This window comes from Streptomyces sp. NPDC047117 (genome assembly GCF_040643545.1).
In the GTDB taxonomy this organism is placed as follows: Bacteria; Actinomycetota; Actinomycetes; order Streptomycetales; family Streptomycetaceae; genus Streptomyces.
This window is the reverse complement of sequence record NZ_JBEYUN010000022.1, coordinates 33,625-54,981: the sequence shown is the minus strand read 5'-3', so window position 1 is coordinate 54,981 and position 21,357 is coordinate 33,625. Positions and strand designations below refer to the sequence as shown.

Sequence of the window (21,357 nt, the reverse complement as noted above, 5' to 3'; positions counted from 1 at the left end):
GGAACCATGCCCCACCACAGATCCCTCGCCCGCTGGTGCGCGGCGGCCGCCGTCACCCTCACCACGGCCGCCCTCGCCACCCCCGCGAACGCCGCACCGCCCGGCACCAAGGACGTGACCGCCGAACTCTTCGAGTGGCGCTACGACTCGGTCGCCCGGGAGTGCAAGGACACCCTCGGCCCGGCCGGCTACGGCTACGTCGAGGTCTCCCCGGCCACCGAGCACATCCAGGGCGGCCAGTGGTGGACCTCGTACCAGCCGGTCAGCTACAGGATCGCCGGCCGGCTCGGCGACCGCACCGCCTTCAAGAACATGATCGACACCTGCCACGCGGCGGGCGTGAAGGTCGTCGCCGACGCCGTCATCAACCACATGTCCGCCGGATCCGGCACCGGCACCGGCGGCTCCTCGTACACCAAGTACACCTACCCCGGCATCTACCAGCCGCAGGACATGGACGACTGCACGGGCCAGATCACCAACTACCAGGACCGCGGCAACGTCCAGAACTGCGAACTGGTGGGCCTGGCCGACCTGGACACCGGCGAGCCCTACGTCCGCTCCCGCATCGCGCAGTACCTGAACGACCTGCTCTCCCTCGGCGTCGACGGTTTCCGCATCGACGCCGCCAAGCACATGCCCGCGGCGGACCTCGCCGCGATCAAGGGACAGCTGAGCAACCCGGGCGTGTACTGGAAGCAGGAGGCCATTTACGGCGCGGGCGAGGCGGTCTCGCCGACCGAGTACCTCAACACCGGCGACGTCCAGGAGTTCCGCTACGGCCGCGACCTCAAGCGGGTCTTCCAGAACGAGAAGCTGGCCTACCTCACCAACTTCGGTGAGGGCTGGGGGTACATGGCGAGCGGGAAGTCCGGGGTCTTCGTCGACAACTGGGACACCGAGCGCAACGGCTCCACGCTGAACTACAAGAACGGCGCCGACTACACCCTCGCCAACGTCTTCATGCTGGCCTGGCCGTACGGCTCCCCGGACGTGCACTCCGGCTACGAGTTCTCCGACAACGACGCCGGCCCGCCCAACGGGGGCACCGTCAACGCCTGCTGGCAGGACGGCTGGAAGTGCCAGCACAAGTGGCCCGAGATCAAGTCCATGGTGGCCCTCCGCAACACCGCCCACGGCACCGCCGTCACCCACTGGTGGGACAACGGCAACGACGCCATCGCCTTCGGCCGCGGCGACAAGGCGTACGTCGCGATCAACCACGAGGGATCCGACCTGAACCGGACGTTCCAGAGTGCGCTGCCCGCCGGGAACTACTGCGACATCCAGAGCGGCCGGACCATCACGGTCGACGGGTCGGGACGGTTCACCGCCACCCTCGCCCCGAACACCGCCCTCGCCCTGCACACCGGCGCCCGCAGCTGCGGCTGACCCCCTGAAGGAGAACCACGACGTGACCGGCACCCTCCGCCGAACCGTCACCGCGATCGCCGCGGCGCTCTGCGCCGCGGCGGCCGCCGCCCTGCCCGGCGCCGCCCCCGCACAAGCCGCGCCGCCGCCCTACCCGGCCAAGGCCGAAGCCCAGTGGATCGACCGGGACACCGTCGTCTGGAAGGGCGCGCCCGACCCGGCCGGCGGCACCCTCCAGCTCGAATCAGGGCCCGACGGCGACCGGCGGCTGCGCCTCGCCCCCGGCACCCTCACCCCCGCCGAACGCGCCGAGTACCCGCACCTGAAGGACTTCCCCGCCTTCACCGTCGACCCGCGCGACCGGGCCGCGGCCGCCTCCGCGCTCCGCGACCGCCTCGTCGCCACCCGCCGGGCCGCCGACGGCAGCCTCCGCGAGTCCACCGGCGTGCAGATACCCGGTGTCCTGGACGACCTCTACGCCGCCGCCTCCCGCGCCCGGCTCGGCCCGGTCTTCGACCACGGCCGCCCCACCCTCGCCGTCTGGGCACCCACCGCCCGCACCGTCGCCCTCGAACTCGACGGCCGCACCGTGCCGATGACGCGCGACGACCGGACCGGGGTGTGGAGCGTGCGCGGCGAGCGCGGCTGGACCGGCAAGCCGTACCGCTACGCCGTCACCGTCTTCGCGCCCGCCGCCGGGCAGACCGTCACCCACAAGGTCACCGACCCCTACGCCACCGGCCTCACCGCCGACTCCGCGTACAGCCTGGTCACCGACCTCGCCGACCCGCGGCTGGCCCCCAAGGGCTGGGACCGGCTGAAGAAGCCCGCGGCCGTCCCGCTGCGCGACGCCCGCATCCAGGAGCTGCACATCCGCGACTTCTCGATCGCGGACCGCACCTCCAAGCACCCCGGCCGGTACCTCGCCTTCACCGACCGGTCCTCCGACGGCATGCGGCACCTGCGGAAGCTCGCCAGCACCGGCACCAGCCACGTCCACCTGCTGCCCGCGTTCGACCTCGGCACCATCCCCGAGAAGCGCGCCGACCAGGCCGCACCGGACTGCGACCTCGCCGCCTACCCGCCGGACTCCGAGAAGCAGCAGGAGTGCGTCGCGAAGACCGCCGGCAAGGACGCCTACAACTGGGGCTACGACCCGCTGCACTACACCGTGCCCGAGGGCTCGTACGCCTCTGACCCCGACGGGTCGGCCCGTACGCGGGAGTTCCGCGGCATGGTGCAGGGGCTGAACGGCGCCGGCCTGCGCACCGTCATGGACGTCGTCTACAACCACACCGTCGCGAGCGGTCAGGACCCGAAGTCCGTACTGGACCGGATCGTGCCCGGCTACTACCACCGGCTGCTGGACGACGGCACCGTCGCCACCTCCACCTGCTGCGCCAACACCGCGCCCGAACACACCATGATGGGCAAGCTCGTCGTCGACTCGATCGTCACCTGGGCGAAGGAGTACAAGGTCGACGGCTTCCGCTTCGACCTGATGGGCCATCACCCGAAGGCCAATATCCTCGCCGTGCGCAAGGCCCTGGACGCCCTGACCGTGCGCAAGGACGGGGTGGACGGCAAGTCGGTCGTCCTCTACGGCGAGGGCTGGAACTTCGGCGAGATCGCCAACGACGCCCGCTTCGTGCAGGCCACGCAGCGGAACATGGCGGGCACCGGCATCGCCACCTTCGACGACCGTGCCCGCGACGCCGTCCGCGGCGGCGGCCCCTTCGACGCCGACCCGCGGGTCCAGGGCTTCGCCTCCGGCCTGTTCACCGACCCCAACACCTCGCCCGCCAACGGCACCCGCGACGAGCAGAAGGCCCGGCTGCTGCACTACCAGGACCTGATCAAGGTCGGGCTGACCGGCGGCCTCGCCGACTACACCTTCACGGACTCCTCGGGCCGCACCGTCAAGGGCTCCCAGGTCGACTACAACGGCGCCCCCGCCGGTTACGCGGCGGCCCCCGGCGACGCGCTCGCCTACGCCGACGCCCACGACAACGAGACCCTCTACGACGCCCTCGCCTTCAAGCTCCCGCAGGGCACGAAGGCCGCGGACCGGGCTCGTATGCAGGTGCTCGCGATGGCCACCGCCACCCTCTCCCAGGGCCCGGCGCTCTCCCAGGCCGGCAGCGACCTGCTCCGCTCCAAGTCGCTGGACCGCAACTCCTTCGACAGCGGCGACTGGTTCAACGCCCTGCACTGGAACTGCGCCGACGGCAACGGCTTCGGCCGCGGCCTGCCGCCCGCCGCCGACAACAAGGACAAGTGGACCTACGCACGGACGCTGCTCGCCGACCTCGCGCTGCGCCCCGGCTGCGACGCGATCACCGCCGCCTCCGCCGCGTACCGGGACCTCACCCGCATCCGCGCCACCGAACCGGACTTCGGCCTGGCGACCACCGGCGAGGTGCAGCGGGCGCTGTCCTTCCCGCTGTCCGGGGCCGGCGAGACCCCCGGGGTGATCACCATGCGGCTCGGCCGGCTGGTCGTGGTCCTCAACGCCACCCCCGAGCAGCAGCGGCAGACCGTACCGGCCGCGGCCGGAGCACCGTACGCGCTGCATCCGGTCCAGGCCCGCGGCGCCGACCCCGTGGTGCGGACTTCCTCGTACGACGCGAAGACCGGGGCCTTCACCGTCCCGGCGCGTACGGTCGCGGTCTTCACCCGCGGCTGACCCGGCGCCGGGCGTCCGGTGCCCGGCTCAGGCCCGCTCGCCCGTCCGTTCCCCCGGTCCGCGTATCGCGGGAACGGACGGCAGCACGGCCCGGACATCCGGCTGGCACAGCATCATCGCCAGGTCGTCCCGGAGCGGTGCCGCTGTGTGCGTCATCAGCAGAGCGTGCAGCGCCTCCAGCGCGTCGTCGAGCGTGGGGTGGGTCAGCGCCTCGCGGACCCGCTCGTCGAGCGGAAAGGGCTCACCCTGCGCGTCGAGCGCTTCGATGAGCCCGTCGGTGTACAGCAGCAGGCGTTCGTTGGAGGCCAGCCGCACCCGCTGCCGGAACGGGGCGGGGTGCAGGCCGAGCGGCAGGCCGGGCTCGTCGGGGTCCAGCGACTCCAGCCGGTCGCCGATCCGCAGCGGCGCCGGATGGCCGCAGTTGACCAGCCGCACCTCGCCCGGCGCGAACTCGGCGAGCACGGCCGTGACGAACCCCTCGGCGTCCAGCTCGGCGGCGAGCCGGGTGTCCAGGAATCCGGCCAGCCGGACCAGGTCGGGCGTGGTGAAGGCGTGGTCGCGGAAGCAGCCGATGGTGACGGCGGCGAGCCGCGCCGCCTCCAGGTCGTGGCCGCGCACGTCACCGATCAGCACCCGCAGGCCGTACGGGGTGTGGGCGGTGTTCAGCAGGTCGCCGCCGACCAGGACGTTCTCCGCGGCGGGGAGATAGCGGGCGGCGACGCTGATGCCGTCGAGGTCACCGGAGAGCGGCCGCAGCAGCGCCTGCTGTGTGCTGTGCGCGACCGCGATCAATGCGGCTTCGTGCGCGTCGTGAGCGTCCGGGGCCGCGGGGAGGGCGGGAGGCGGGGCCGGGAGCGGCGCCGGGGCGCTGCCCCGGCGGGAGTTCCCTAAGCGCCGTACGGTGAACAGACCGCAGACCAGGCCGGAGGCGAAGCCGCAGCCGTATACGAGCAGCGTGCCCATGAACTCCATGCCGGTCACTTCACGTCCTTCCCACGCAGCGCCGTGGGAAGGCCACTTTGGCATCGCCGCAGACGGCGACGAAAGCGAATGCAAGAAGCTGGTGAGAGTCGATCGCGCGGCGGTCGGATGTGTCGATGAGTGACGCCCAGTCGGTCGTTTTCGAAGGCCAGGGCGGTCGTGGCGGTGTTCAGGCGTCGGTCGGTACCAGGGACAGGAGCCGCGCCGCGAGTTCCGCGAACGGGCCGTCGATCGGCTCGGCGGCGAGGATCGCCCGCAGCGTCTCCGCCATCCCCTCGTCGTACGCGGCGCTCACCGCGGCCAGCGCGGCGAAGTCGTGCACCAGCTGCCGCTCCAGCTCGGCGCGCGGGATGCGCTTGCCGTCCAGCCACTGGAGCGCGGTGGACTCCGCGAGCGAGATCCAGGAGCGGATCACCAGCTCCATGCGCGGCGCCGGGACCGTCAGGCCCAGGTGGTCGACGATCTGCTCGTAGGCGGACTGCCGGACGCCGTTGATCATGGCGCTGGTGCGGCTGGAGCCGACCGCGGGACCGCCGCGCATCAGCGCCGAGAAGCCGGGCCCGTGCTCGTCGACGAAGTCGAAGAAGCGGCCCATCACCCGCAGCAGCCGCTCGCCCAGCGGCCCCTCGCGCGGCTCGACGAAGCGCGCGGCCAGCTCGTCGGCGGCCCGGCCCAGCGCCGCTTCGTACAGGCTCTGCTTGCCGGGGAAGTAGTGGTAGACCAGCGGCCGCGAGATGCCCGCGGCCTCGGCTATCTCGTCGATGGAGACGTCCTCCGGGGCGCGGTGGCTGAAGAGGCCCAGAGCCACGGAGATCAGCTGTTCACGGCGTTCCTCGACACCCATCCTGCGGCGCACCCCGGTCGTCATGCGAACACCCTAACGACCGGGGTGCGGCAGCGGTATGCCACCGTCGGTGACCGGCCGGACCCGCGCCGGTTCCGGCTACAGGTCGAGCACCAGGCGTGTGCCGTGGCACCGCGAGACGCAGATGAGCATCTGGTCCTCGCGCTCGGCGTCGGTCAGCAGCTCGTCGCGGTGGTCGACATCGCCCTCGACCACGTGCTGCCGGCAGGTCCCGCAGAAGCCCTGCTCACAGCTGTACGGCAGGTCCGGCACGGCCTGTTCGCGGAGGGCCCGCAGGATGCTCTGGCCCTCGGCCACCGCGACCGTACGGCCGGTGCGCCGCAGCTCCACCTCGAAGGCGCCGCCCGCCGTGCCGGCACCCCCGGCCGCCGGTGCGAACGCCTCGGTGCGCAGCTCCAGCCCGTCCGGCAGCAGTTCGGCGACCGCGTCCATCAGGGGCTGCGGGCCGCAGCAGTAGACGGCGGAGCGCGGCGGCGCGTCGGCGAGCGCGGCGGCCAGGTCCGGCCGCCCGTCCTCGTCCTCGGCGACGACCGTCACCCGGTCCCCGCCCGCCCCCGCCAGCTTCTCGATCTCGGCGAGGAACGGCATCGAGGCGCGCGACCTGCCGCCGTACACCAGCCGCCAGGGCACGCCCTCGCGCTCGGCCCGGCGGAGCATCGGCAGGATCGGCGTGATACCGATGCCGCCCGCGACGAAGAGGTAGGCGTGGGACTCCTCCAGCGGGAAGCGGTTGCGCGGCCCGCGCACCTCCACGACCGTGCCCTCCCGGAGCTGCTCGTGCACCTCGCGGGAGCCGCCCCGGCCGTCCTCGATCAGCCGGGTGGCGATGGTGTACGTCCCGGTGTCGGCGGGGTCGCCGCAGAGCGAGTACTGGCGCACCGCGCCCGAGGGCAGCACCAGGTCGACATGGGCCCCCGGCTCCCAGCCCGGCAGCGAGTCGCCCTCCAGGCGCAGCCGTACGACCCCCTCGGCCTCCTCGGCGCGCTCGGCGACGAGGAGTTCGCGGCGCGCGCTGCCGGGGCGGCCGGTGCCGGATATCGGCTCCTCCAGGGCCGGCAGCGGCCACAGCGGGGAGTCCTTGACCCGGCGGCGCAGGGCCCGGCCGACGAGCAGGGCGGCGCCGGCGGTGACCACGGCGGCGCGGACGCCGCGGGAGCGGACGATGGCGGTCATGTCAGGCGGCTCCACGGGTGCGGGCGTCGGCCGCGGTCGCGGCGGGGGAGTCGGCGAGGTAGGCGGCGGCCTGCGTCGTGCTGCCGTACTGCGAGGGGTGGTACGTGCGGTGCAGGTACTGCGGGATCGTGCGGACCACGGCCCCGGTGGTCGGCAGGACGCCCTGCCGCCCGGCGCGGAAGAACTCCTTGAAGGAGGCCTTGCCGTCGAGCAGCGTGGGGTCGTTCGTCATGAAGAAGCGCACGCCGCGCTGCCACAGGAAGACCAGCGCGGCGAAGGCGGTGGCCCAGGTGCGGGTGCGGCGCCGGTAGCCGCCGTCGAGGTGCACGAAGAGGTCGAAGGCGACCGAGCGGTGCTCGACCTCCTCGGCGCCGTGCCAGCGCAGCAGGTCCAGCATGGTCGGGTCGGCGCCCTTGGCGTCCAGCGCTTCGGCGTTGAGCACCCAGTCGCCGAGGAACGCGGTGTAGTGCTCGATCGCCGCGATCAGCGCGACCCGCTCCAGCAGCCACCAGTGCCGGGCCCGGCCCGGCGGCAGGGTGCGGTCGCCGAGCAGCTTCTCGAAGAGCCAGTCGACCTGGGCCGTGTACGGCGTGGGGTCCAGGCCCTGCGCCTTGAGGTGCGGCAGTACGTCGTCGTGCGCCTGGGAGTGCATCGCCTCCTGGCCGATGAACCCGATGACGTCGGCGCGCAGCCGGTCGTCCCGGATGTACGGCAGCACCTGCTTGTAGACGTGCACGAACCAGCGCTCGCCGGCCGGCAGCAGGAGGTGCAGCACGTTGATGGTGTGGGTGGTGGACGGGTCGCCGGGGACCCAGTGCAGGGGCGTCCCGCTCCAGTCGAAAGCGACGTTGCGGGCCTTCAGCGGAGTGTGTTCCGAGGCGACCGGCGCGGGCCGCAACGGGGCCTTGTTAGACATGGCGTCAATGTACTGGGCGGTAAGAAGGAGCGACAGCCCCTTGCAGAGGATTTCCCGCCGGTATGCGAAAGGGGCCACGGGACGACCCCGTGACCCCCGCGCCCGCCTCTCCTCAGTGCAGCGCCGTGAACCTGCCGCCGTCCGGCAGCCGCGCGGACAGCCGCGCGTGCGCGCCCGCCTTCGTCCGCACCGCCAGCAGCCGGCCCTTCGTACGGCCGGACACCCCGCCGCCCGCGGTCACCCCGCGCACCTCCGCGCTGCCCGCCGCCACCAGCCACCAGTGCCCGGCCGCCGACTTCCACAGCACCCCGGCCAGCGCGTGCGGCGACCGCGGCCCGCAGGCCCGGCCGCCCTCCGTACGGGCCGCCACCGCACCCGGCGGATACCGGCGGGCGCCCGGCCCGTCGCCGTCGCCCGCCACCGGCGCCTGGAACTGCGCCATCGCCCGGCTCCCCGGCCCCCGCCAGGTCTCGGCGCGCGTGCACAGCCAGGTCGCCTTCCCGCCGTCCTCCGGCAGCTCCTGGCGCGCGTACTCCCAGGCGTTCACCTCCCGCACGCCCAGCGCCCGGACGGCAGGCAGCTGGCAGGCCGTCCGCGCCCACGCGGTCCGCGCGTCCCGCCCCGCCGGCTCGCCCGCCCGGCCCGGCTCGCCGTACGTCAGCCGGGCCGGGGTCAGCTCGCCCAGGTCGGTGTAGAGCCGCCCGGCCATCGTCAGCGCGGGCCAGCCGGTGCAGGACGGGCCGCGTCCGGGCGCCGGGGCCGGATCGGTCACGCCGTCCGCCGCGCGGTGCAGCGCCGCCGCCCGCTCCTCCGGGCCGCCCGTCAGGTCCGCGAACGTCACCTCACGCACCCAAGGAGCCGTCAGATAACGGACATTGCCGTCCGTACGGCTGACCACCAGCGCCGCCGCGCCGGCCGCGTCCGCGCCGTCCGTGCGCGCGAAGTCCAGCACGGCGCCGCCGCCCGGCCCGTCCACCGACTCCGCGTACCGCACCACGCGCAGCCCGTCGTACAGCAGCACCACCGCCGCCCGGTCCACCTGGCCCGCGTACAGCAGTTGCGCGGGGCCGGCGGCGGGTCCGGAGGGCGTACCGGGCGTCGCGGAGACCTGCACGCGGTCGCCGGGGCGGGCCCAGGCCGCCAGCGCGCGGCGCAGCAGGGCCGTGTCGTGCGTCCGGCCGCCGCGCGCGGGCCAGGCCGAGAAGTCCTCCCGCGCCGCGGTCCGCCAGGCGTCGGCCGGGACGCGGGTCAACTCGCCCGGCCGCAGCGCCGCTTCGGCCGCGGCGTTGCGCGCGTACGGAGGCGCCGCCGCGCCGTCCCGCCCCCAGCCGTCGCCCGGCAGGGCCAGCAGCGCCCCGCAGACCACCGCGGCGACGCCCGCCGCCAGCGCGACGCGTACGTGCTGGCGCCGCCGGATGAGGTCCGTCGGCCGCGCCTGGAGCGAACAGGGGTCGAACTCGGCGGAGTCCAGCAGCGAACCGTCCCGGCTGCCCGAGGGGGCCGGGGCGCCGTCCGCCTCGGCCAGCGCCTCGCGCGGCTCCGCGATGCCCACCGCCGCCAGCACCCGCCGCACCTCGCGGTCGCCCATGCCCTCCAGGCCGCGCAGTGCGTACGCCGCGCGGGCCGGGGCCGACAGCGCGGAGAGCGCCTGGTCCAGGGCGAGTTCGTCGGCGCCGCCCGAGCGCGGGAAGAGCCGCAGCCCCCACACCTGGGGGAGCGGCGGCGGGAGCTGGGGGAGCGGCAGCCGCAGGCGCCCGAACCGCAGCGCCGGGCGGTCGGCGGCGAGCGCCGCGCGCAGCACCCGCTGCCGCACGAAGGCGTATCCCGGGTCCGGCGCGGGCCGGCCGTCGGCGCGTTGCGCGGGCAGCACGGTCTCCGCGGCGGCGGTGCGGTGCCGGGGGAGGGCCCGCTGGGCGACGGCGTGCGCGGTGAGCACGCGGCGATTGCGGCCGAGGCGGGGCGGCAGGACCAGATAGGCCAGCCGGACCAGCCGGGGATAGTGCTCCACGAGCGCGGCTTCCGCCTGCTCGACGTCGATGACGCCGAGCGGGGAAGTGCGGTCCGGTGGTGGGGTTATTGCCTGCTGCTGCTCCACGTTCCGTAGAACGAGTGATTCATGGGATGGTCACTTTGACCGTCCGGCGGGTCAGCGCTGCCGGTCGAGGTCGAACTCGCCGTCCCGGGCGCCCAGGACGAAGGCGCGCCACTCGCCCTCGGTGTACCGCAGCACCACGTCGGGGTCGGTGGAGTTGCGCATGGCCACGGCGCCGCGCTCCAGGAACGCGATCTCCACGGCCTCCTCGGAGTCGCCGGGGGCGCGCTGCCAGACGGCATCGGAGATGTCGAGGGCGTAGAGCCACTCCTTCTCAGCTGCGGCGCTCATGCGGTGCACTCCTCGCGATAGCCGGGACGGTCCGGAGGTCAGCGTACGCCGAGCGGAGCGGCTACGGGGAGCGAACGGACGACCCCGGACAGTGCCGCACCGTCCGGGGTCGCCGCCTCGCCACCGCGTCGAGTCAGTCCGTCCGCCAGTCGCTGAACTCCACCCGGCCGCGGTCGCCCGAGCCGCCGTTGGCCGCCGACATGTGCAGGCCGGCGTCCTGCGCGGCGGCCGCGCCGGGCACGGTGGCGGTGGCCACGGTGCGCCAGGTGGCGCCGTCGTCCGTGGAGTACTCGCCCTTGAACGCGCCGCCCGCCTCCCGGGAGAGCCGCAGCGTCACCGGTGCCTTGACACCCGTCACGCGCTCGTAGCGGTCCAGCGTGCCGTCGCCGTCGGTGTCGTAGGACAGCGCGACACCGTTGCCCGGCGTGACGGAGAGATTCACGAAGCCCGCCGAGCCCCCGGCGCCCAGGCTGTTGCGGGCGGCGATCCCGGCCCGTGCCCACGGCCCGGTGGCCGACTGCTCGGTGACCTTCACCGTCACCGAGCCGCCTGCACGGAGCGACTGCGGGCGGTAGACGGCGCCGAACTCGGCGGTGGCCTTCCACAGATCGGTGCCCGCCCCGTCGATGGCGAACCGCCCGTCCAGCTGACCGAAAACCGCCTCGTTGGTGGTGACCGTGCGCAGGTCCTTGTCCAGCGGCCCGGCCACGAAGAGCGAACCCGACTGCACCGCCGAGACGGCCGTCTCGCCCTTCGGCCCGTAACTCACCGTCAGTTCGTACGGCATCGGCTTGAGCGGCGACGTCAGTGGCTCGGCGGGTGCCGCGACCCGCCAGTCGACGTCTCCCTTGCCGCCGGCCGGTATCGACGGCAGCGAGACGGGGCCGCGGTCCTCGGCGTCCAGCCCGCTCAGCGCGAAGTCCACCCGGCCGGTGTCCCGCAGCCCGCTGAGGTTGTGCAGGGTCGCGGTGAGGGTGGTCGCGCCGCCCGGCTCCATGGTGGCCGGCTCGGCGGCGACGACGACCCGGCCCTGGTACGGGGCCTTGGCAAGCACGTCGTGCACCTGCTGCGCGGTGCGGTGCGCGTCGGTGGTGGGCCGCAGCGGATAGTCCTTGCGCTCCCGCGTCCACGGCTCCTCGAGCGCGTACCAGTCGAAGGTCTTCGGCTTGCGGCCGGCGGCGAGCGCGTCCTCCAGCTCGTCGAGGTACCGCTGCCACTGCGGGAGGTGGAAGTCGCCGATGAGGCCGTGCCAGTCGCGGTTGGCGTAGTTGGCGAGCTTCCCGCCGTCCGCGGTGGGCCGGTCCGCCCAGGTGGTGATCAGGGCCCGCGCGGAGTGCTCCAGCTGCGCCTTCTCCTTGTCGCCGGTCCCCATCCGCTTGGCGGCGTCCAGCCAGGGGCCGAGGAGGAAGTGCCGGTGCGCGCCCGTCATGTCCTCGCTGAGCCGCATCAGTTGGAGCCACAGCTTGGCGAGGGTGCGGAAGGCGTCGAGGTCCTTGCGTTTGTACGCGTCCTCCAGCTGCGGGATCAGCTGCCAGGAACGATTCGCCAGCGCCTGCCGGCCCAGGTCGGTCAGGTCCAGGCGGTAGGCGTCGCTGTTCCGCAGCGCGGGCCGGACGCCCAGCAGCGCGGCGAACGCCACGTCGAACCGCGCCAGGTCGAACGCGGGCGTGTGCGTGGCGTAGTGCGTGCCGGACCGGGCCGACAGCGACGGGCGCGCCGCGAAGATCGAGTCGTGCGGCCGGCCGTCCTTGCTGCTGATCTCGTACGTGCTCTCCCGCAGCGCCGCGAACGCCGCCCGGGCCTTGGCGTCCCGGCCGCCGTACCGCGCGTCCGCGTACCCGTCGAACCACGCCGCGCGGTCCACCGGGTCGTCCCGCCAGGCCAGCTCGCTGAAGAGCTCGAACGCCGCCGGGTCCCGCTCGGCGGCCTCGGGCATGTACGCCGTGCCGACCAGCTTGCTGCCCTTCTTGTCCCGCCATGTGGTGAACCGCTCGGCCCACATGTGGGTCTTGGCCCCTATGGTCGTCCGGCCGCCGAAGTTCGGGATCGAGCCGAAGACGTACGGCACGTTCCCCCAGTCCTTCTCCCGGTCCTCGACCGTCTCCAGGTCGGAGAGGCCGTCCACGATCAGCAGATGCTCGGGGTCGAGGGCGTCCAGCAGGTCGCGCCGCGGGTTCTCCTGCCAGCCGAGGATCACCCAGACGGCGTCCTTGTGCGCGGCCAGCATCGCCCGCTCCACGGCCTTCGCCGCGGCCGGCACCGGCACCTTGCCGGGGTCGCCGCCCTCGTGCAGCAGGTCCATCTTGAAGTGCCGGACGGTCCCGAAGATCTCCTTCTGGTGGCGGTAGAAGGACCGCGCCACCTTCGTGAAGATCGTGGTGCGCGGGTCCAGCCAGTCCGGGCGCTTCAAGCCCGACCAGGTGCCCTGCGGGACCACCGCCGCGCCGGGATTGCGCTTCACGAAGCCGTCCGGGACGGTGCCGAAGTAGCCCGGCAGGACCGGGTGCATGCCCAGTGACCGCAGCCGGTCGGCGATCCGGCGGCCGAGGTCGGTGCGCTTGGCGAGCAGTTCCTTGCTGACCGGGCCGCCGTAGCCGCTCATGTTCTGCAGCAGCCACCACGGCTGGTGGGTCGGGGCCGGCAGCCAGGCCCGCGCCTCGGCGTCGGAGTACCCGAAGTCCTTGAGCACCCGGTGGTACACGGCCTCCGAACCGGCCGTGACCAGCACCTCGTTCACGCCGTGCAGCGCGAGGACGTCGATGGTCCGCTCCCAGTGCGCCCAGTCGGCGTACGGCGCGGTGTACCCGTCGTGCGTGTCGTTGAGCGCGAAGCGGTGGGGGAGTTTCGTGGCGCGTTCCAGCGGTGCCTTGGGCGCGGGGAGCTTCGCGGGGAGGTTCAGTTGCTCGCCGGCCCAGGAGATGTGGGCCTGGCAGACGTACTTCAGGTACCAGTTGACGCCGGTCAGCATCGCGGCCGGGCTGGTGCCGGTGACCTCGATGCGGCCGGGGGAACCGGTGACCCGGAACCGCTCGGCGGTGCCGGCGGCCCGCTTCTGGGGGGTGAGTCGGAACTGGTCGGCGTGCCGGGGGAGGAGGCGCCGGAGCGCGGCGCGCGCCGGTGCGGAGTCGAAGGGAGCTGCGAGGGGGGAGCCCGTCGGGCCCGCGGGGCGCGCCGGCCCCGGTACGGCGGAGGCGGCCATGGCGGGGGTATGCCCGCCGACCGCAGCGGCGACACCCAGGGCGCCGGCGGTACCCAACACGTTGCGTCTCGTGACGTGGCTCACGCATGCCCCCACTGCTCGGCAGTATCAACGGTTACGTGCGAGGGGAAACGCTAACGGTCGATCAGCTCGTAACCAAGGATGCTGATACGACCAGAACGCGCCGAATGTCGCTGCTGTGGACCAATGGAGTGAAAGGGGTCCGGCAGGCTCCCGGGCGCCCTCGTGGCGACGGCGCCGGGCGTTGCCCCGGCCCTTCGGGGCCAGTGTTCGGCGGTTTCTTACCCGCGCTCCTTCTGGGCTTCACGCGACGGGGCGGCGGACGGGGGGACAGTCGGCCGGGCGGACCCCGCTCAACCGGATCGGAGCTGTCATGTCCACATCTCTTCCGACGACGCCGTACCCGCAAGGCCGGCCCACCCCGCCCGCCCCCGCCGCGTACACCACCGCCATCGCCGACTCCACCGCGCAGATCCGCGCCGCACAGCGGCTGCGCCACCGGGTCTTCGGCGAGGAGATGGGCGCCACGCTGCACTCCCCGCTGCCCGGCCACGACATCGACGCGTACGACGACCTCGTGGACCACCTGATCGTGACCGAAACCGCGACGGGCGAGGTGGTCGGCACCTATCGGCTGCTGCCGCCCGGCCGCAGCGAACGGCTCTACTCCGACAGCGAGTTCGACCTCTCCGCGCTGGCCGCGCTGCGCCCCTCGCTCATCGAGGCCGGCCGCTCCTGCGTCCACCCCGACCACCGCACCGGCGCCGTCATCAACCAGATGTGGGCGGCCCTCGCCCGCTACACCCTGCTCTCCGGCCACCGCTACCTCGCCGGCTGCGCCTCCGTCCCGCTCGCCGACGGCGGGCAGTGCGCCCGGGCCGCCTGGGAGCTGGGCCGCACCCAGCACGCCGCGCCCGACGAACTGCGCGTACGGCCGCTCCGCCCCTGGCTCCCGGACGCCGGCACCGCCACCGCCGGCGGGGCCGCCGCCTACGCGCAACTCCCGCCGCTGCTCCGCGGCTACCTGCGGGTGGGCGCGTGGGTCTGCGGGGCGCCCGCGCACGACCCCGAGTTCGACGTGGCCGACTTCTTCGTGGTCCTGGACATGGACCGGCTCAGCGACCGGTACCGGCGGTTCTTCCTGGGCGACCAGCGGTGAGCGCGCACAGCGCGGCCCCCGCCGCCGTCCGGCCCGGCGTCTGGGACACCCTCTCCACCTGCACGTCCGGCTGCATCGCGCACGGCGCGCCCCGGGTGCCGCTCGCCGGGACCGCGCGCCGCGCCGCGTCCTTCGCCCACGTACTGCTGCGGGCCGTCGCCGACCGGGACCGGCTCGCCGAACCCGGCCGGCTGCGCCGCCACGCCCGCGCCGCACTCGGCGCGCTGGAGGTGGCGCTCGACCACGACGGCCCGCTGCTGACGGTCGCGCCGGAGGAAGCGGGCGGCAGTGCGGGGACCGGCACGCTCGTCGTCGCCAACCACATTTCCTGGCTCGACATCCTCGCGCTGCTGTCCGTGGAACCGGTCCCGATGCTCGCCAAGCGCGAGGTCGCGGAATGGCCCGTCATGGGACCGCTCGCCCGGCGCGCCGGCACCCGCTTCCTGGACCGCGGCAGCCCGCGCGCCCTGCCGCTCGCGGTGGCCGACCTCGCGGCGGCGCTGCGCGGCGGCCGCTCGGTGGTGGTCTACCCGCAGGCCACGACCTGGTGTTCGGCCACCGACGGGGACTTCCGGCGGGCCACGTTCCAGGCGGCCGTCGATGCGGGCGCGCCGGTACGGCCGGTCACCGTCCGGTACCTCCAGCACGGCACGCCCTCGACGGTCGCGTCCTTCGTCGGCGAGGAGGACCTGGCGTCCTCGCTGCGCCGGGTGCTCGCGGCGGGCGGGCTCACCGCCCGGGTCACGGTGCATCCGCCGCTGCTGCCGGACGGGCGGGACCGGCGGGAACTGGCGGCGGCCGCCCAGGCGGTGGTGCTCGGCCGACGGCACCGGGAGCCGGCCCGCCCCGCGTGACGCCGCCCGGTACGGCCCACCCGGGGACCGGCGGGTCCCTCCCGGGTGACAGGATTGCCGCCTGTGACCTCCGATGCCCGCCCGCCGTTCCGCGCCGTGCGCGCCGCGCTCTTCGCGGCCGTGTGCGTGACGCTGGCGGCGGCCGGGCACGCGGTCATGTCCGGGCACGGCATCCCGCCCGGGGTGCTGGGCGCGGCCCTCGCCGTTGTCGGCGCGGCGGCCTGGCTCGCCGCGGGCCGGCAGCGCGGTCTGCCCGCCATCGCCGGCGGCGTGCTGACCGTCCAGGCCGCCCTGCACCTGGCCTTCGCCACGGCGCAGGGCTCCGGGGCCGGCGCCGGAGCCCCGATGACGTGCGGCATGTCCGGTACGGCCGGGACGCACGGCGCGACAGGCATGCACGCGATGACCGGTTCACGCGGTATGGCGGGCATGCACGCAGGCCATGACATGGCCGGCATGTCCGGCGGCGGTCATGTCATGGGCGCCGGGCACGACATGGCGGGCGGTATGTCCGCCGGCATGACGGCCGCGCACCTTCTCGCCGCCCTGTTCTGCGCGCTCTGGCTCCGGTACGGCGAAGCCGCCTTCTTCCAGCTGCTGCGGTGCGTGGCGGCGCTGGCCTTCCGGGCGCTGCGGCTGCTCGTCGTGATCTGCCGCGGCGCGGCGCCGGAACGCCGCACGCGCGTCCCGGCACACACCCGGCCGCGCGTGCCCCGCTGGGAACTGATCGCCGACGCCGTCAGCCGGCGCGGCCCGCCCCCGGGCGCGGTGCTTCGTATCACCGCGCCCGCCGGACCGCCCCTGCCCCGCTGACGACCGGGCCGGGACACGGCCGCGGCGCGGACATTCCGCATGTTCGCCGCCGAAAGGTGAAGGCATCACCATGTCCGTAACCACCCCTGCCCGCACACCCGCGGTCGCCGAGCCACCGCCCCGGGCCTCCGGATGGCCCGCGCTGCGCCCGCTCGTGCTGCGGCTGCACTTCTACGCGGGGCTCCTCATCGCCCCGTTCCTGCTCGTCGCCGCCGCGACGGGCCTGCTCTACGCCGGCTCCCTCCAGGCGGAGAAGATCGTGTACGCGCACGAACTCCGCACCGAGCCCGGCGGCACCGCCCTCCCGCTCTCCCGCCAGGTGGACGCCGCGCTGCGCGCGCACCCCGAGGGCACGGTGACGGCGGTCCGGCCGCCCGATGCTCCGGACGCCACGACCCGGGTGATCCTCGACGCGCCGGGCCTCAAGGACGACAACTCCCTGGCCGTCTTCGTCGACCCGTACACCGCCAAGGTGCGCGGCGCGCTGGAGAGCTACGGCAGCTCCGGCGCGCTGCCGCTGCGTGCCACCATCGACCACCTCCACCGCGACCTGCTGCTCGGCGAGCCCGGCCGGCTCTACAGCGAACTGGCCGCCAGCTGGCTGTGGGTGGTCGCGCTCGGCGGCGTGCTGCTGTGGCTCGGGCGGCGGCGCTCCGCACGCCGACTGCGCGGCACGACGGGGCGGCGGCGCACGCTGTCCTGGCACGGCACGGTCGGCCTGTGGTCCGCCGTGGGCCTGGTCGCGCTGTCGGCCACCGGCCTGACCTGGTCGGCGTACGCGGGCGAGCACATCGGCCGGCTGCAGGACGCGCTCGGCGGCGCCACCCCCGCCGTGTCGACGCAGGTCCCCGGCGCCGCCACGGAGATGCCGGGCATGGACCACGGCGCACACGCCGGACACGAAGGCCACGCCGGGCATGAGGGGCATGCCGGTCACGAGGGACACGGCGGCGGAGCCGACCGGCCGCTCGCCGGTCTCGACGCCACCCTGCGCACGGCGCGGTCGGAGGGCCTGTCCGGGCCCGTCGAGATACGCGTACCGACCGCCTCGGCACCCGCCTTCGTCGTCCAGCAGACCGACAAGGAGTTTCCGGCGCACCTGGACTCGATCGCGGTCGACCCGGCGAGCGGCCGGGTCACCGACCGGCTCGACTTCGCCGACCACCCGCTGCTCGCCAAGGCCACCCGGTGGGGCATCGACCTCCACATGGGCCTGCTGTTCGGCCTCGCCAACCAGGTGGCGCTGGCCGCCCTGGTGATCGCGCTGATCCTGCTGATCGTCTGGGGCTACCGGATGTGGTGGCAGCGCCGTCCGCGCCGGGACGCCGGACTCCGGGGCGGCCGCGCCCACCCGCGCGGGGCCTGGCGGCGGGTGCCGGTGACGGTACTGCTGCCGCTGGCGGCGGCGACGGCCGTACTGGGCTGGTTCATGCCGCTGTTCGGCATTCCGCTGGCCGGCTTCCTGGTGCTCGACGTGTGTGCCGGGGCAGTGGCCCGGCGGCGCGCACGGGCCGCCTGAACCCGGCGTTACGCAAGGAGACCCGTGGGGCCCGGCCGGTGCGGCCGGGCCCCACGGCCCGCGGTCAGGAGACCGGCACGTACTTGTAGCCGACCCGCCGCACCGTGACGATCGACGAGCGGTGCGCCGCGCCCAGCTTGCGGCGCAGCCGGGCGATGTGGACGTCGACCGTGCGGCCGTCGCCGACATGGCCGTAGCCCCACACCGTCGTCACCAGCTGGTCGCGGGTGTGCACCCGTTGGGGGTGCGCCACCAGATGGGCCAGCAGCTCGAACTCCAGGAAGGTCAGCTCCAGTTGGCGCCCCTCGACGTGGACGGTGCGGCGCTCGGGGTCGACCTGGACGCCCCCTTCGCCGTAGATGGCGGCCGGGGTGGCGGGGACGGCCGGCGCCTCGGGCTCGGGCCGCTTCTCGGCGGCCGGTACGAGCACGAGGTAGCCGACCATCGGGGGCCGGCCCGGCAGCTCGGGCAGGGTGTGCGGGGGAGCCGGCAGCCAGGTGGCGTCGGCCCCCAGCAGGTCGGCGACCGGCGGTACCTCGCCGGGTGTCACGGCACGCAATCGGGGCGGGGCGGGAACGGTGGCCGTCGGAGGAGTGGCAGGAAGGGTTCGGACATTCGTCATGAGGGTCAGCTCTTTCGCGCAGAGGGGCGTCGGGGACGTCGTCGTGCGCGGGGCTGCCGCTTCAGGTGCGTTGCGGGCCCGCGCTCAATGCGCGCGGCAACACAGACGGTCGAAGAGGTGATCCTGCCGGGACGGCCAGAACGGCTCCAGGTCGGTGCGACCTGTCGCGTTGTCGTGGAAGCTGGCCATGCCCCCATTGAACCAGACCGGACGTGATCTGTCCTTCGTCCGCCCGTCGTACGGACCGGCATGCGCAAGGGGCGCCCCGCGTCAAGCGGGGCGCCCCTCAAGGGAATTGCGCGGCCGGGCATGTCGTCCGGCCGGGCCCGGATCAGACCTGGAGGGCCTTCTCCAGCGCGGTGCAGCAGGTGTCCACCATCAGGCGGGTGACCACGTACGGGTCGACGTTCGCGTTCGGGCGGCGGTCCTCGATGTAGCCCTTCTTGTCCCGCTCGACCTGCCACGGGATGCGGACCGAGGCGCCGCGGTCGGACGCGCCGTAGCTGTACTCGTCCCACGGGGCGGTCTCGTGGGCGCCGGTCAGGCGGTCCTCGATGCCGGTGCCGTACTGCTTCACGTGCTCCAGCGGCTTGTCACCCTCGCCGAGCGACTCGCACGCGGTGATGATCGCGTCGTAGCCCTCGCGCATCGCCCGGGTGGAGAAGTTGGTGTGCGCGCCCGCGCCGTTCCAGTCACCCTTGGCCGGCTTGGCGTCCAGGGTGGCGGAGATGCCGTAGTCCTCGGCGGTGCGGTAGAGCAGCCAGCGGGCGACCCACATGTGGTCGGAGACCACCAGCGGCGGCAGCGCGCCGACCTGGAACTCCCACTGGCCCGGCATGACCTCGGCGTTGATGCCGGAGATGCCCAGGCCCGCGGCGAGGCAGTTGTCCAGGTGCTTCTCGACGACGTCGCGGCCGAAGATCTCGTCGGCGCCGACACCGCAGTAGTAGCCGCCCTGCGGGGCGGGGAAGCCGCCCTCGGGGAAGCCGAGCGGGCGGGTGCCCTCGAAGAAGGTGTACTCCTGCTCGATGCCGAAGATCGGCTCCTGGTCCGCGAACTTCTCCGCGACCTCGCGCAGGGCCGCGCGGGTGTTGGAGGCGTGCGGGGTCATGTCGGTGTTGAACACCTCGCACAGGACGAGGATGTGCTCGCCGCCGCGGATCGGGTCCGGGCAGCTGAAGACGGGCTTGAGCACGAGGTCGGAGGCGTGGCCCTCGGCCTGGTTGGTGCTGGAACCGTCGAAGCCCCACAGCGGCAGGTCGGCGAGCTCGGTGCGCTCAGCGAGGATCTTGGTCTTCGAGCGGAGCTTGGCCGTCGGCTTCGTGCCGTCGATCCAGATGTACTCGGCCTTGATGGTCACGGGGGCTTGCCTTCCTGCGGGGCAGTACGAATACGCGTGCGGGCGTACTCATGCACCCTGGCAATGAGCCGTTTCCCGGCCATTGCTCGAATGTGAACCCCGTGTTACTCGGGCCCCTCCGTGACGCACCCCACCCCGGGAGGGGCAGGGCGTTCGCGGTGATAAAGGGGCATAGTGCCCCGGTCACTCGACGACGATCTCCACGGGAATGTTGCCGCGGGTCGCCTTCGAGTACGGGCAGACCTCGTGCGCCTGCTCGATCAGGCGGGTGCCGGTCCCGTCGGCCAGCGCGTCCGGGAGCTCCACGCGCAGCGTGACGGAGAGGCCGAAGCCGCCGGCCGGGTCGGAGCTGATGCCGACCTCCGCGGTCACCGACACGTCCTTGGTGTCCACCTTCGCCTGCCGGCCGACCAGTCCCAGCGCGCTGGCGAAGCAGGCGGCGTACCCGGCCGCGAACAGCTGCTCCGGGTTGGTGCCCGCGCCGTCGCCGCCGAGCGCGGGCGGCATGGCCAGCGCCAGGTCCAGCTGCCCGTCGGAGCTCACGGCCCGGCCGTCGCGTCCGCTCGCGGTGGCCACGGCGGTGTACAGAGCGCTCATCAGAACCATCCCTCTCCGAGATTCGGAGCCGGTCGGCCGTCGTCCGGCCCCGGTCTCCCTGATCGTGCTGCCATCACAGCACACAATTAAATGATGCACAACTTAAATGTGCGCCACTGTGATGTCTGCTATGGAGACGTGCACGATCAGACTGTGTGCGATAAGAGCGTGCGCAAAGCGGCAGGTAGGCTGTGTGCATGGAGGAGAAGGCTGTGCGTATGGAGGAGAAGAAGGCCGGCCGGCCGGACGCGGGAACGGCGGCGGAGGCCGCGCCGGAGGACTATCTCCGGCTCGACCAGCAGATCTGCTTCGCGCTGCACGCGGCGACCCGCGCCTTCGGCGGCCTCTACCGCACCGCGCTGCGCGACCTCGGCCTCACCTACCCCCAGTACCTCGTCATGCTGGTCCTCTGGGAGCACGGCGAGATGCCCGTGAAGCAGATCGGCGCCCATGTGCGGCTCGACTCCGGCACCCTCTCCCCGCTGCTCAAGCGCCTGGAGGCGGCCGGCCTGGTGCGCCGGGAGCGCAGCGCGGCCGACGAGCGCTCCGTCACCGTCCGGCTCACCGCCGACGGCGCGGCCCTGCGCACCCGGGCCGCGGAGGTGCCCCGCCGGATCGCCGGCGCCACCGGCCTCCCCCTCGCCGAACTGGCCGATCTCCGCGGCCGGCTGAACGCCCTGACGGAGACCCTCGACGCCGCCGCCCTCGACGGTCCCGGCTGCGACTGATCCCGACTTCGGCTTCGGCTGATCCCGCCCGCGCCGGTCGGTCGGCCGCCGGATGCTCCCCCTCCGCGCCCCCGGACATGCCCGCCGGGGCCGTGTGCCGTGTCACAGTC

At 73.8% G+C, this 21,357-nt stretch carries 16 protein-coding genes and 1 pseudogene; 7 read left to right on the top strand and 10 right to left on the bottom strand.

The genetic code is table 11. The annotated features are described in order from the left end of the window. Positions 1-6: 6 nt before the first annotated feature. Together ABZ840_RS32075 and pulA are read left to right on the top strand one after the other, a co-directional pair. Positions 7-1,386: pseudogene (locus tag ABZ840_RS32075) on the top strand (alpha-amylase family protein); the annotation flags it as partial. Positions 1,387-1,414: 28 nt separating this feature from the next. Then, on the top strand, positions 1,415-4,057 hold the full coding sequence (gene pulA / locus ABZ840_RS32070; RefSeq protein WP_361565666.1) for a pullulanase-type alpha-1,6-glucosidase: 2,643 nt from the start codon (positions 1,415-1,417) through the stop codon (positions 4,055-4,057). Positions 4,058-4,084: 27 nt separating this feature from the next. Here pulA and ABZ840_RS32065 read toward each other — a convergent pair whose 3' ends face one another. The 7 genes from ABZ840_RS32065 to ABZ840_RS32035 all read right to left on the bottom strand — a co-directional run bounded on the left by ABZ840_RS32065 (position 4,085) and on the right by ABZ840_RS32035 (position 13,658). Next, the gene (locus ABZ840_RS32065) at positions 4,085-5,029 is read right to left on the bottom strand and encodes a PP2C family protein-serine/threonine phosphatase (RefSeq protein ID WP_361565854.1); all 945 of its coding nucleotides are present in this window, start codon (positions 5,027-5,029) and stop codon (positions 4,085-4,087) included. Between the two features lie 178 nt (positions 5,030-5,207). Further along, positions 5,208-5,906 (bottom strand): TetR/AcrR family transcriptional regulator, encoded by a 699-nt coding sequence (locus tag ABZ840_RS32060; RefSeq protein WP_361565663.1) that lies wholly within the window; start codon positions 5,904-5,906, stop codon positions 5,208-5,210. Between the two features lie 75 nt (positions 5,907-5,981). Further along, positions 5,982-7,076, bottom strand: a complete 1,095-nt coding sequence (locus ABZ840_RS32055) for a PDR/VanB family oxidoreductase (protein ID WP_361565660.1) — start codon at positions 7,074-7,076, stop codon at positions 5,982-5,984. A gap of 1 nt (position 7,077) precedes the next feature. Next, the gene (locus ABZ840_RS32050) at positions 7,078-7,992 is read right to left on the bottom strand and encodes a metal-dependent hydrolase (RefSeq protein ID WP_361565658.1); all 915 of its coding nucleotides are present in this window, start codon (positions 7,990-7,992) and stop codon (positions 7,078-7,080) included. 112 nt (positions 7,993-8,104) lie between these two features. Next, a complete protein-coding gene (locus tag ABZ840_RS32045) occupies positions 8,105-10,087 on the bottom strand; it encodes a hypothetical protein (protein WP_361565656.1) in 1,983 nt (660 codons plus the stop codon). Positions 10,088-10,138: 51 nt separating this feature from the next. After that, positions 10,139-10,375, bottom strand: a complete 237-nt coding sequence (locus ABZ840_RS32040) for a DUF397 domain-containing protein (protein ID WP_361565653.1) — start codon at positions 10,373-10,375, stop codon at positions 10,139-10,141. Between the two features lie 133 nt (positions 10,376-10,508). Further along, positions 10,509-13,658, bottom strand: a complete 3,150-nt coding sequence (locus ABZ840_RS32035; RefSeq protein WP_361565650.1) for an alpha-N-acetylglucosaminidase — start codon at positions 13,656-13,658, stop codon at positions 10,509-10,511. Positions 13,659-13,968: 310 nt separating this feature from the next. Between ABZ840_RS32035 and ABZ840_RS32030 the strand changes: the two genes are divergently transcribed. The 4 genes from ABZ840_RS32030 (at position 13,969) to ABZ840_RS32015 (ending at position 17,940) form a co-directional block, all read left to right on the top strand. Beyond that, complete coding sequence (locus tag ABZ840_RS32030) at positions 13,969-14,754, top strand: GNAT family N-acyltransferase (protein WP_361565648.1); 786 nt, start codon at positions 13,969-13,971, stop codon at positions 14,752-14,754. After that, a complete protein-coding gene (locus tag ABZ840_RS32025; RefSeq protein WP_361565645.1) occupies positions 14,751-15,608 on the top strand; it encodes a lysophospholipid acyltransferase family protein in 858 nt (285 codons plus the stop codon). Before ABZ840_RS32030 ends, ABZ840_RS32025 begins: the two co-directional genes overlap by 4 nt. Positions 15,609-15,671: 63 nt before the next feature. Continuing rightward, a complete protein-coding gene (locus tag ABZ840_RS32020; RefSeq protein WP_361565642.1) occupies positions 15,672-16,421 on the top strand; it encodes a hypothetical protein in 750 nt (249 codons plus the stop codon). A gap of 70 nt (positions 16,422-16,491) precedes the next feature. Further along, the gene (locus tag ABZ840_RS32015; protein WP_361565640.1) at positions 16,492-17,940 is read left to right on the top strand and encodes a PepSY domain-containing protein; all 1,449 of its coding nucleotides are present in this window, start codon (positions 16,492-16,494) and stop codon (positions 17,938-17,940) included. Positions 17,941-18,004: 64 nt separating this feature from the next. On the opposite strand, the gene ABZ840_RS32010 is transcribed toward ABZ840_RS32015, so the two are convergent. From ABZ840_RS32010 to ABZ840_RS32000, 3 genes are all read right to left on the bottom strand, one after another. Further along, the gene (locus tag ABZ840_RS32010) at positions 18,005-18,562 is read right to left on the bottom strand and encodes a winged helix-turn-helix domain-containing protein (RefSeq protein ID WP_361565638.1); all 558 of its coding nucleotides are present in this window, start codon (positions 18,560-18,562) and stop codon (positions 18,005-18,007) included. A 331-nt stretch (positions 18,563-18,893) separates the two neighbouring features. Next, the gene (gene glnII / locus ABZ840_RS32005) at positions 18,894-19,922 is read right to left on the bottom strand and encodes a glutamine synthetase (RefSeq protein WP_361565635.1); all 1,029 of its coding nucleotides are present in this window, start codon (positions 19,920-19,922) and stop codon (positions 18,894-18,896) included. Positions 19,923-20,105: 183 nt separating this feature from the next. Then, positions 20,106-20,519 (bottom strand): organic hydroperoxide resistance protein, encoded by a 414-nt coding sequence (locus ABZ840_RS32000; protein ID WP_361565633.1) that lies wholly within the window; start codon positions 20,517-20,519, stop codon positions 20,106-20,108. Between the two features lie 218 nt (positions 20,520-20,737). Here ABZ840_RS32000 and ABZ840_RS31995 point away from each other — a divergent pair, with 218 nt between their 5' ends. Next, the gene (locus tag ABZ840_RS31995; protein WP_361565852.1) at positions 20,738-21,247 is read left to right on the top strand and encodes a MarR family transcriptional regulator; all 510 of its coding nucleotides are present in this window, start codon (positions 20,738-20,740) and stop codon (positions 21,245-21,247) included. Positions 21,248-21,357: the final 110 nt, after the last annotated feature.